This is a genomic window from Streptomyces sp. NPDC002574 (assembly GCF_042889545.1).
Classification (GTDB): Bacteria; Actinomycetota; Actinomycetes; order Streptomycetales; family Streptomycetaceae; genus Actinacidiphila.
This window is the reverse complement of sequence record NZ_JBIARB010000008.1, coordinates 25,892-36,311: the sequence shown is the minus strand read 5'-3', so window position 1 is coordinate 36,311 and position 10,420 is coordinate 25,892. Positions and strand designations below refer to the sequence as shown.

Here is a 10,420-nt window from a genome sequence, read left to right as displayed (position 1 = left end):
GGGGGGCCCGCGGGGGGGGGGGGGGGGGGGGGGGGGGGGGGGGGGGGGGGGCCCCCCCCCCCCCCCGCGGGGGGCCCCCCCCCCCCGGCGGGTGGTGGGTCAGTGGCCGGGGCCGGGGTCGTTGTGCGACGGACGGGTCGTCGCGGTGACGTCGCCCTCGTAGAGCAGGGCGGTGCGGTGGTTGTGCTGGTTCGTGTCGGTCTTCTCGGCGTGCGGGGTCCTCACCGCACGTGGTGTTGCTCGATGCTCGAACCCCGGTCACTCGCCACCCGCGCCCGACGTCGCTGTCGAGTCATGGGGGAACGTAGCAGACAGTGTTGACCGTCGGCAGCGTCGTCCCGGTCCGCAAGTGGGGGCCAGGAGGGACGCTTTGATGATATTCGCGGCGAGATGCCCGGCCCGTTGAGTGTCTTCGGTGCCCGGAAAACACGGGGCGCACACTGAATCTCCATAACACTGTTTGACACCGTTGAAGTGCCGGCGGACGGGCGATGACCTCGGCACGGCACAAGTCCGGCTCCCGCGGCCGGTGTCGGACCTCCCTGCGACACTGCGGCCATGTCTCTCGCCGAGCTCTCGTTCGACCAATGGCGGTCCCTCGACCTGCCGACCGCGCGACGTGTCGCCCAGGAGGCCGCGGATCTCGTGGGCGGTCGCGTGGCGGCCGTGGAGACCATCGAGCATCTCGCCGCTCCGCTGCACCGCGTGCGGATCGAGAGGCAGACGCAGGAGTTCGCCCTGATACCCGGCGGCACCGTGACCGTGGGCTTCGACCTGGCTTCCTGGCAGCCCACCCCTGAGCAGTCCGCCGACTACGCCGAGAGCCTGGAGCATGGCTTCGGCCACGGCCCGGATCTGCGGGCCCATCTCGCGGAGGTGCTGAGCCCCCGCCGCACCGTCACCCTGGACACGCTACTGATGGCGGTGGAGGACGAGTACCTGACGGAGCTTCCCGAGGACATGCCGGCCGTCCTCGCCGCTCGCGGCCTCCGCATACCGACCCCGGACGAATGGGAGCACGCGTGCGGAGCCGGCGCGGGCACGCTGTTCCGCTGGGGCGACGTCTGCCCCCTCGACCGGATCCCCTACGGGGACCGCACCGGGCCGCAGCACCGTCCGAGCGCCTTCGGGCTGCGAATCGCCCACGACACGTACCGCGCGGAGTTGACGACCGAGCGCACCGCCGTGCACGGCGGCGACGGCGGGGAGTCGGTGTGCGGCGGATACGGCACGCTGCTCGCCTGGCTGCCCCTCGCCACCTCCAACCGCAACCCCGGCACGGCCGAGTTCGTGCACGGCCCGGAGAGCGAGAGTGTCTGCGAGGAGTTCTCCGTACGTCCGGTGCTCGCCCTCTGACCCGGCGTCGCGGGCCTCAGAAGTGGGTCGCGATGCCGAACGCGCGCCGGAGTCGGGCCATGTCGTGGCGGTCGCGGCCGGCCGGCTCGTAGCCCTGGTGGAAGTGGACCTGCTGCTCGGCGGAGAGGCAGGGGACCGCTGTTCCCCCGATGGTGCCGGTGGTGAAGCTCGCGGCGGGATAGCGGAAAGGGTGCTCCGGGTCGAGGGAGGCCTGCACGGCGGAGCCGTCCGCGGCGAAGGACAGGGGGTGGAGGTCGATCTCCCGCCCGTGCGGGTCCGTCACGACGAAGCGCACCGGCCGCCAGTCCAGGGTCTCGGCGAACCCGGCGTCCGCCAGGGCCGCGACGACGGCCGGTTCCTGCTCCACGCGGTGCATCAGGTCCAGATCGCGGTGCGGGCGTGTCTGCTCACCGACCAGCGCGTCGATGCCCCAGCCGCCACCGATCCAGACGTCCGTCTCCGCACGCCGGAGCACGGTGATCACCGACAGGACGTCGGGAGCGGTCATCATGCCGGATCCCCCGGCGCCGCGGCCGCACGGACCGGGCGGGCCGGGGCCTCGAAGACGAGTTCGCGACCGTCCTCCTCGTCCCACTGCTCACCGACCTCGACGAGGCCACCACCCGCGATCGTGGCCAGGGACGCCACGTTGTCCGGGGCGATCGTCGCCCGCACGGTCGTCACGGAGGGTTCCGCCGCCGCGCGGCGCAGCAACTCGGCCAGGGTGGACCGGGCGTACCCCTGACGGCGGAAGCGGGGTGCGACCGAGTACCCGATCTCGACCATGCCGGTTGCGTCGGGAGGTCCGTGGAAACCGGCGTGCCCGACGACCGGTCCGCCGTCCCCCACCACCGCGTACCGCACCATCCACCGCGCACGGCCGGGATCGGCGGCCATCTGGCCGAGCCGGTACCGCCACAGCCACCGTGCCCGGTCCGTCAGGAAGTACTCGTCCAGTGGAACGCCCGCCACCGTGCCGGCCTCGGAGAGATCCCCGTCGAGCAGGACGGACATCACCGCGCCGGACAGTTCCACGAAGCGGACGTGCCGCCGGCTTCGCACGAGCGGTCCCGGGTCATCGACGTGATCGGTCACCCGCGGATCGTCGCCGACCTGGCCGAGGTGTGTCCAGCGCATTGCGGGCGGCCGCGCTCAGCCCCTGCCGCCGCGTTCGAAGGGGATCTTCTCGCCCGCCTCGACGGCCGTCGGGAGGCGGTTCTCGGCGGGCGGAAGGGGGCAGGTGGCGAGGTCGGTGTAGGCGCAGGGCAGGTTGGTGGCGCGGTTGAAGTCGAGGTGGACGCGGCCGTCGGGGCCGGGTGCGTCGATCTGGAGCGAGCGGTTGGCGGCGTAGGTGGTCACCCCGGAGGTGGCGTCCGTGAAGAGCGCCATCAGGCTGCCGGGCCGGGCGCCGTTGAAGACGGTGAGCCGGTGCGTCGCGCCGTCCAGCTCGAACTCCACCTGGCCGGGGGAGTCGTAGACGTGCTCCAGGCCCTCGACGGAGGCGCCCACCGTGACGGCGCGCGGGGTGTCGAACGGCACGAAGCGGCCCTCACGGGCCCAGCGGGGGTCCGGGGCGTAGGCGGGGGTGCCGGTGAACGCGGTCCGCAGGGCGCTGCCGGGATGACGGGGGCGCACGATGTTGTGTCCGCCGCGGTTGGCGACCTCGATCACCGCGTCGCCGTGGCCCGCGTACACGCTGTCCCGCTCACCGATGACGCCGAAGTCGTGGCGGCCGTGCACCGTGGTGCCGTCGACCGTCAGCTCCTCGCCCTCCGCGAGGTCGACCACCACGCGGTCGCCCGCGGCGGACCACGTTCCGGGAGCGTCGTCGAAGCGCTCGGGTTCGGGGCCGAGCCAGCGCAGACTGGTGATCGCCAGGAAGCCGTGCGGCCCGGCCAGGGTGTCCTCCTTGGCGCGGTGCCACCGCTCCCACTCCTCGGCGAAGGCCGCCCGATCGCCGAGGTCGGTCCGGTCGGTGTCCTGCACGGTCATGTCCGCTCCTTCGCCCGGCGCCGTGTTCCACTCCACTCCGTACAACCCCACCGGCCCGGCACGTCATCCCCGGAGCGGCGGGGAATCCGGCGGCTTCGGAATGCTCCGCGGCCGCCGCGGGTTGCAGCGGTGACGGGAGGGGACGCCGGACGCCGAAGGGATGCTGTCAGTGCGACGAGGTGAGCTGGCCCGGTTCCTGCGCAGCCGCCGCGAGGCGCTGCAGCCCGAGGACGTGGGCCTGCCCCGCACCAGGCGGCGGCGTGCCGAGGGACTGCGGCGCGAGGAGGTCGCCGTCCTCAGCCATGTGTCGACCGACTACTACAGCCGGATCGAGCAGCAGCGGGGACCCCGCCCCTCCGAGCGGATCCTCGGGGGCATCGCCGAAGGGCTGCGGCTGTCCCCGGACGAGCGCGACCACCTGTTCCGCCTGGCCGGATACGTCCCGCCGCGCCGCGAGCCGGAGACCGACCGCGTCAACCCGGGCATCCGGCGGATCCTGGACCGCCTGGGGGACACACCCGCGCAGATCGTCAACCACCTCGGCGAGACACTCGCCCAGAACCGGCCGGCCAGGCTGCTCGTCGGCGACCAGACCCGGTACACGGGTCTCGCGCGCTCCCTGGCGTACCGCTGGTTCACCGACCCGGGGACGCGGCTGCGTCTCCCCGCCGAGGAGCACGCGCGGCTCGGCCGCACCCTCACCGCCCAGCTCCTGGCGGCCCGCACGGGCGGATCCGGCGAACCCCGCGTCTCCGCCCTGGTGGACGCGCTGCTCGCCGCCAGCCCCGAGTTCGCGGCACTGTGGAGCGAACGACCGGTGCTCGGACCGCACTGCGAGCCCAAGACGATCGACCACCCCGATGTCGGCACCCTTCGCCTGCGCGGGGAGCGCCTGGCCGACCTCGACCAGTCGCAGATCCTGACCGTCTTCACCGCCGAACCCGGCAGCGCGAGCGAGGAACGACTGCGGCGGCTCGTCGGCGACCCGTCCTGACGAGCGCGTCGGCCCCGCCCTCCCGGGGCCCGGTGCGCCGCCGAGGGCGGCACACCGGCACCCGCGGTTCCCGGGGCGCCGGGCACACCTCAGGGGCGGTAGACGACGCCGGGCCGCGGGACCGCCGGGGCGATGAGCTGGGAGAAGGTGACCACGGTGTATCCCCGCTCGCGGAGGGTGTCGATGATGACGGGCACGGCCGGGATCGTGCCCTTGTACCGCTCGTGGAGAAGGATGACCCCGTCGCGGTGGGTCTGGTCCAGGACGCGGCGGATGATGGTCTTGGTGTCCGTGGTGGCGTAGTCCTTCGCGGTGACACTCCACAGCACCTGGGCCAGACCGAGCCGTTTCATGACCGCGGACACTTTGTCGTCGGTACGTCCCTGCGGGGGACGCATCAGGGTGGGGGTGTGCCCGGTGATCGCCCGTACTTCCTGCTGCACGCGGACGAGTTCGTCGGTGATCCCCTTCTCGTCCAAGGTGGTGAGGTTCTTGTGCGACCAGGTGTGGTTGCCGATCTCGTGGCCCTCGCGGGCCATGCGCAGCACCGTCTTCGGATAGGTGTCCGTATGGCCCTTTCCCTGGACGAAGAAAGTGGCGTGAACGTGCTTTTCCTTCAGGACGTCCAGCAGTTCCGGGGTCGGTCTGCTGGGACCGCCGTCGAAGGTGAGCGCGACGCACTTGTCGGTGCGGCAGTCGACCGGCCGCCGCGGGCCCGGGGACCGGTCCGCTTCCGCGGCCGCCCGCGCGTCGCGCGGCGACGTCACCCCGTGGAGTGACGAGCACGCCGCCGCCGATGCCGCGACGGCCGCGGTGACCAGGGCGAGGGCGGTACGGACGCCGCGTCCGGTCCGCGACGTCACGCGCAGGGGTCCGCGGGTGCGCGCCGGACCGCCCGGCGGAGAAGGGCCGCGCCGTGGACCGTGACGACGACGCGCGGAAGCGTGGCCGCGATGGCGGCGACTTCGGTCCGGGAAAGGTTCCCGGGGAATTGCTCGAGGTGCATGGCCCTCACCCTACGGACATGCGGGCCGGGCAATTCGGCCATCAAGAGAGGGTGTCGCGACCGCAAGAACGACGTGGTCCGGGCGCCCGTCATCCTTTCGTACCGGAATTCCCCGCGCGTTCCGTCAGGAGCGTGCGGGCGGCGAGGCGTCCGCCCGGTGGCCGGCGGCCCGGGCGCCGTCCGCTCGGCCGTTCTGCGCGGTGGGCCTGCGGGCGCCGGCCCGGCAGTGGAACACTGGGTCCCGAAGAGTCGTTCAGGGGAGTCGAGATGAGCGCTGCTGGGCCGGGCGGCGAGTCCGCGGCCCGTTCCTGGACCGACACGCCCCAGGGCGGCCCGACCGTGCTGCGCATCGTGCTGGGAACGCAGTTGCGCCGGCTGCGCGAGGAGCGGGGCATCAGCCGCGAGGCCGCGGGAGACGCGATCCGTGCCTCGCACGCGAAGATCAGCCGCCTGGAGCTGGGCCGGGTGGGCTTCAAGGAGCGCGACGTCGCCGACCTGCTCACCCTGTACGGCGTGGGCGACGAGCGGGAGCGCGGTGAGCTCCTCGGCCTCGCCCGCCGCGCCAACACCCCCGGCTGGTGGCACCAGTACGCCGACGTCCTGCCGGGCTGGTTCGAGACGCACATCGGTCTCGAGGAGTCCGCGCACACCATCCGGACCTACGAGGTGCAGTTCGTGCCCGGCCTGCTGCAGACCGAGGCCTACGCCCGCGCGGTCACCCGGCTCGGCCACCCCCGGGCGACGGAGAGCGAGGTCGGGCGCCGGGTCGCCATGCGGATGACCCGTCAGAAGCTGCTGGCCAGGCCGGGCGCACCGCGCCTGTGGGTCGTGCTGGACGAGGCGTGCCTGCGACGGCCGCTCGGCGGCGTCGAAGTGATGCGCGGTCAGCTGGAGTACCTGATGGAGGCCGCCACGCTGCCCCATGTGACGCTGCAGGTCGCCCCGTTCGACGTCGGCGGTCTGGCCGCGGCCGGCGGCCCGGTGACGATCCTGCGGTTCTCCGAGCCCGCGCTGCCCGACATCGTCTACCTGGAGCAGCTGACCAGCGCCCTCTACCTGGACAAGCAGGAGGACGTGGAGCACTACCTGACGGTCATGGACCGGCTGGCGGCGGAGGCCGAACCGCCGCGCAACTCCGCCCGGTTGCTCGCGAGCCTGATCGACCGGCTCGGCTGAAGATCGACAGACCGCCGGATTCGCACACTATCCTTGCGCACAAGGGTGGTTGAGCAGCGGCGGTGTGGAGAAGGATGGCCGGCATGACGGATCAGGATTCCTGGGTCGACCAGACCAAACCCAGCATCGCGCGCGTGTACGACTACCTGCTCGACGGCAAGGACAACTACGCCGTCGACCGGGAGATCGGTGACGTCTTCAAGCGGGACATGCCCGGTTCGGTGGCGATCGCCTTCGCCAACCGCGCCGCGCTGGTCCGCGCGGTCCGGGAGATCGCGACCACCACCGATGTCCGGCAGTTCCTCGACCTCGGCAGCGGTCTGCCGACGGCGGACAACGTCCACCAGGTCGCGCAGCGGCACGCGCCGGGTTCCCGGGTGGTCTACGTCGACAGCGACCCGATCGTGCTGGCGCACGGCCGGGCGCTGCTGGAGGACAACGACGACACCCGGGTGATCCAGGCGGACGTGCGGCAGCCCGAGGGCATCCGCGAGCACGCGGACACCCTGGAGCTGATCGATTTCAGCCGCCCGGTGGCCGTCATCTTCAGCGCGATCCTGCACCACGTGAACGACGACGAGGACCCCGCGGGCATCGTCGGCTACTGGCGCGACCAGGTGCCGTCGGGCAGCTACTTCTTCGTCAGCCACTTCCGGTCGGGCAACAACCCGCAGACCGTGGAGGCCGAGCGGGTCCTGCAGCAGACCTTCGGCCGCGGCCGGTGGCGCACCGACAAGGAGATCGAGGGCCTGCTGGAGGGGCTGGAGATCCTGGAGCCGGGGGTCGTTCCCGCGGCCCTGTGGCGGCCCGAGGCTGCCGACACCGCCCGGATCGGCCAGGCCGAGCGGGAACTTACGGTCTGGGAGCACCTGATCTCCGCCGGGCTGGCCCGCAAGCCGTAGTCCGCGACGGCGGACCGGTGCCCGCCGGTCCGCTCGTCCCCGGTCCGCCGGTCAGACCTGGATCCGGCCGCCGTCGACGACGTACTCGGAGCCGGTGACGAACGAACTCCCCGGCCCGGCCGGGAAGGCGGCCACCGCCGCGACCTCCTCGGGCCGGCCGACCCGCTTGAGCGGCGTCCGGTCCGCGAGCACCCCGTGGAAGGCCTCGGTGGTCAGGCCGTTGCCCCCGGCCAGGTCCTCGATGCCGGGCGTGGCCGTCGGGCCCGGGGTGGGGACGTTCACCCGCACGCCCCGCGGTGCCAGTTCGGCCGCCCAGGTGCGGCCGGATTGCGGATCGCCGCTTTGACGCGGCGTACAGGCCCATGCCCACGACGCCCTGCGTGGCGGTGGTCGATCCGAGCGGGACGACCGAAGCGCCCTCGTTCAGCGGGGGCAGTGCCTTCTGGACGGTGAGCAGGGTGCCGTGGACATTGACGCCGGAGACCAGGTCGTAGTCCTCCTGCGTGGCCTCCGCCAGGCCGCCCACGACACCGGGGCCCGCATGGGCGACCACGGCGTCCAGGCGTCGTCCGTCGGCGCGGACGGCGTCGATGACGCGGTCGAGGTCGGCGGCCCTGGACACGTCGCACGGCCCGGCGACCGCGGCGGGGCCGATATCTCCGCGGCGGTCTTCGGGTTCGTCGCTGCGCCGGCCGGTGAGGTGGACACGGGCGCCGTCGTCGGCGAGGCGCTGGGCGATCGCCCGTCCGATGCCGCAGGAGGCTCCGGTGACCAGTGCTGTCGTTCCGTCCATGGGAGGCACGGCGGGTCTTTCCGGGGGAGGCCGGAACGCGCCCGGGGATGTGCAGGGGGGTGTCCGGTCGTGCGGATGCGGCCGCGTCGCGGAAAGGTCCCGGGCGGGACGGGTTCTGGACGACCTCATCCAGAACGTACCCCGTTCTGGACCATTTCGTCAAGAATGGGTACGGTAGGGCCATGGCACGACCCCGAAGCTTCGACGAGGACCAGGTACTGCGCGCTGTCAGGGACCGGTTCTGGTCGAGCGGCTACGCGGGGACCAGCGTCGACGACATCCTCCGCGACACCGGACTCGGCAAGGGCAGCCTGTACGGCGCCTTCGGCGACAAGCACCAACTGTTCCTGCGCGCCTTCGCCGACTACTGCGACGGGCTGGTCACGGCCATCGGCGGCCGGCTCAAGGGACCGGACGAGGGCGCGCTGGAGCGCCTGAGCGCCCAGGTGCGGGAGATCGCCGAGGCCACCGCCGCCGACGTGGTCCTGCGCGGCTGCCTGCTCGCGAACGGCGCGGCGGAGCTCTCCGGCCGCGACCCGGAGGTCCAGGCGATCGCCCGCCGCACCTTCGCCGCCCTGCAGGAGCTCTTCACCGCCTGCGTCGCGGCCGCCCAGCGCGCGGGCGACATCGACCCCGGCGCCGACCCCGGGCACCTCGCCGCCCTCCTGCTCGCCGTCATCCGCGGCATCGAGGCCCTCGGCAAGGGCGGCAGCGGCGCCGAGTCCCTGCACGCCATCGCCGACACAGCCCTGTCACTGCTGCCCCGCCCGTAGGCCCCGGCCCGGCCGCCGCGTCCGGGGCCCGGGGTCCCGGTGGGCGATCCCGCCGGTCCTACGGGATGCGGTCGGTGAGCTCCAGGACCGGCGGATCGGTCCTGAAGGCCTCCGGGTATTTGGCCGCCGCGCCGGTGTTCAGCACCACGACCTCCTCCTCGCCCGACAGCCACCCCCGTTCGCGCAGGACGCGCACCGCAGACAGGGTCGCGGCCCCCTCGGGGCAGAGCAGGGCGCCGTCCGCGGCGGCGCACGCGTCCCGGTCGGCGAGCAGTTCCTCGTCGGTGACGGCCACGGCGTGGCCCTTGGTCTCGTAGAGGGCGTCCAGCACCATGAAGTCGCCCAGCGCCTTGGGGACGGTGATGCCGAACGCCACCGTGTGCGCGTCCTGCCAGGGCTCGCTGGTCCGTTCGCCCCGCTCGAAGGCGCGGACGATGGGGGCGCAGCCGGTGGACTGGACGCTGACCAGGCGCGGCAGGGGGCCCTGGAGCCAGCCGAGCTCACGCAGTTCGAGCAGGGCCTTGTGGATGCCGATGAGACCGACGCCGCCGCCGGTCGGATAGACGATGACGTCGGGCGCCCGCCAGCCGAGCTGTTCGGCGATCTCCAGGCCCATCGTCTTCTTGCCCTCGATGCGGTACGGCTCCTTGAGCGTGGCCGCGTCCATCCAGGTGCCGGGATCGGCCTTGATCCTCTCCGCGACGAGCCGGCCCGCGTCCCCGATCAGCCCGTTCACCAGGTACAGGTCGGCGCCCGCGGCCGCGCACTCGGACCGGGTGATGGCGGGCGCGTCCACGGGCATGGCGATCAGGGCGTCGAGTCCGGCGCGTGCGGCGTACGTCGCCCAGGCCGCACCGGCGTTGCCATTGGTGGGCATGGCGACGCCGCGTGCTCCCAGTTCCCGGGCCCTTGCCACGCCGACCGCCGCGCCGCGGGCCTTGAAGCTGCCCGTGGGTACCAGTCCCTCGTCCTTCATCACCAGGCCGGGGACGCCGATGGCCTCGCCGTAGCGCGGCAGCGGCACCATCGGGGTCATGCCCTCGCCCAGGGTGACAACGTTGCCGGGGTCACGGACCGGCAGCAGCTCGTGGTACCGCCACAGCGACGGCTCCCGCCCCGCGAGGTCGGCGGGGGCGAGCGAGGCGCGCAGCCGCTCCAGGTCGTAGCAGGCCAGCAGCGGTGAGCCGCAGTCGCAGAGGTTCTGCACCCGGTCGGCGTCGTGGCGGCGGCCGCACCGCGCGCATTCCAGATGCGTGAGCGTACTGAAGGGCAAGGTCATGGCTCCCTTCCTACCCCGGGAGGGCGGGTCGGGGGAACACCCGCCGGGTCCGGCTGAGGTTGCGCGGCCGTTGTCCGGAAGTCGCCGTCAGTCGACGGTCATCGGATCAATAGGCGAACATCCTTGAACGTCAGCCCCGTTGACAGTCA

The 10,420-nt window shown here is 72.9% G+C and carries 13 protein-coding genes and 1 pseudogene; 5 read left to right on the top strand and 9 right to left on the bottom strand.

From position 1 onward, the window contains the following. Positions 1 to 99: 99 nt before the first annotated feature. On the bottom strand, positions 100 to 225 hold the full coding sequence (locus tag ACFYXS_RS20215; protein WP_389249962.1) for a hypothetical protein: 126 nt from the start codon (positions 223 to 225) through the stop codon (positions 100 to 102). 333 nt (positions 226 to 558) lie between these two features. Here ACFYXS_RS20215 and ACFYXS_RS20210 point away from each other — a divergent pair, with 333 nt between their 5' ends. Further along, positions 559 to 1,356 carry a hypothetical protein gene (locus ACFYXS_RS20210; RefSeq protein WP_389249960.1) on the top strand — a complete coding sequence of 266 codons (798 nt, stop codon included), beginning with the start codon at positions 559 to 561 and terminating at the stop codon, positions 1,354 to 1,356. 16 nt (positions 1,357 to 1,372) lie between these two features. Here the strand turns inward: ACFYXS_RS20210 and ACFYXS_RS20205 are convergent, their stop codons facing one another. From ACFYXS_RS20205 to ACFYXS_RS20195, 3 genes are read right to left on the bottom strand one after another with little or no spacing between them, the layout of a single operon-like run. Continuing rightward, positions 1,373 to 1,864: a nucleotidyltransferase domain-containing protein gene (locus ACFYXS_RS20205; protein ID WP_389250818.1), complete on the bottom strand. Its 492-nt coding sequence runs from the start codon at positions 1,862 to 1,864 to the stop codon at positions 1,373 to 1,375. After that, positions 1,864 to 2,451, bottom strand: coding sequence for a GNAT family N-acetyltransferase (locus ACFYXS_RS20200; RefSeq protein WP_389249957.1), 588 nt, complete (start codon positions 2,449 to 2,451; stop codon positions 1,864 to 1,866). The genes ACFYXS_RS20205 and ACFYXS_RS20200 overlap by 1 nt, the downstream gene beginning before the upstream one ends. Before the next feature lie 57 nt (positions 2,452 to 2,508). Further along, positions 2,509 to 3,348, bottom strand: a complete 840-nt coding sequence (locus ACFYXS_RS20195) for a DUF1684 domain-containing protein (RefSeq protein WP_389249955.1) — start codon at positions 3,346 to 3,348, stop codon at positions 2,509 to 2,511. A gap of 160 nt (positions 3,349 to 3,508) precedes the next feature. Here ACFYXS_RS20195 and ACFYXS_RS20190 point away from each other — a divergent pair, with 160 nt between their 5' ends. Further along, a complete protein-coding gene (locus ACFYXS_RS20190) occupies positions 3,509 to 4,342 on the top strand; it encodes a helix-turn-helix transcriptional regulator (protein ID WP_389249953.1) in 834 nt (277 codons plus the stop codon). 89 nt (positions 4,343 to 4,431) lie between these two features. Here ACFYXS_RS20190 and ACFYXS_RS20185 read toward each other — a convergent pair whose 3' ends face one another. After that, the gene (locus tag ACFYXS_RS20185; protein WP_389249950.1) at positions 4,432 to 5,205 is read right to left on the bottom strand and encodes a polysaccharide deacetylase family protein; all 774 of its coding nucleotides are present in this window, start codon (positions 5,203 to 5,205) and stop codon (positions 4,432 to 4,434) included. Continuing rightward, positions 5,202 to 5,348 (bottom strand): hypothetical protein, encoded by a 147-nt coding sequence (locus tag ACFYXS_RS20180; RefSeq protein ID WP_389249948.1) that lies wholly within the window; start codon positions 5,346 to 5,348, stop codon positions 5,202 to 5,204. Before ACFYXS_RS20180 ends, ACFYXS_RS20185 begins: the two co-directional genes overlap by 4 nt. A 267-nt stretch (positions 5,349 to 5,615) precedes the next feature. On the opposite strand from ACFYXS_RS20180, the gene ACFYXS_RS20175 reads away from it, so the two are divergent. Then, positions 5,616 to 6,524, top strand: coding sequence for a helix-turn-helix domain-containing protein (locus ACFYXS_RS20175; RefSeq protein ID WP_389249946.1), 909 nt, complete (start codon positions 5,616 to 5,618; stop codon positions 6,522 to 6,524). Between the two features lie 74 nt (positions 6,525 to 6,598). Beyond that, positions 6,599 to 7,426, top strand: a complete 828-nt coding sequence (locus ACFYXS_RS20170; protein ID WP_389249944.1) for an SAM-dependent methyltransferase — start codon at positions 6,599 to 6,601, stop codon at positions 7,424 to 7,426. 51 nt (positions 7,427 to 7,477) lie between these two features. Here ACFYXS_RS20170 and ACFYXS_RS20165 read toward each other — a convergent pair whose 3' ends face one another. Then, the gene (locus ACFYXS_RS20165) at positions 7,478 to 7,708 is read right to left on the bottom strand and encodes an SDR family oxidoreductase (RefSeq protein ID WP_389249942.1); all 231 of its coding nucleotides are present in this window, start codon (positions 7,706 to 7,708) and stop codon (positions 7,478 to 7,480) included. Between the two features lie 118 nt (positions 7,709 to 7,826). Beyond that, positions 7,827 to 8,219 (bottom strand): annotated as a pseudogene (locus tag ACFYXS_RS20160) (SDR family oxidoreductase); the annotation flags it as partial. Between the two features lie 182 nt (positions 8,220 to 8,401). On the opposite strand from ACFYXS_RS20160, the gene ACFYXS_RS20155 reads away from it, so the two are divergent. Then, on the top strand, positions 8,402 to 8,992 hold the full coding sequence (locus ACFYXS_RS20155; RefSeq protein ID WP_389249940.1) for a TetR/AcrR family transcriptional regulator: 591 nt from the start codon (positions 8,402 to 8,404) through the stop codon (positions 8,990 to 8,992). Positions 8,993 to 9,050: 58 nt separating this feature from the next. Here ACFYXS_RS20155 and ACFYXS_RS20150 read toward each other — a convergent pair whose 3' ends face one another. Then, complete coding sequence (locus ACFYXS_RS20150) at positions 9,051 to 10,271, bottom strand: threonine synthase (protein ID WP_389249938.1); 1,221 nt, start codon at positions 10,269 to 10,271, stop codon at positions 9,051 to 9,053. Positions 10,272 to 10,420 lie beyond the last annotated feature (149 nt).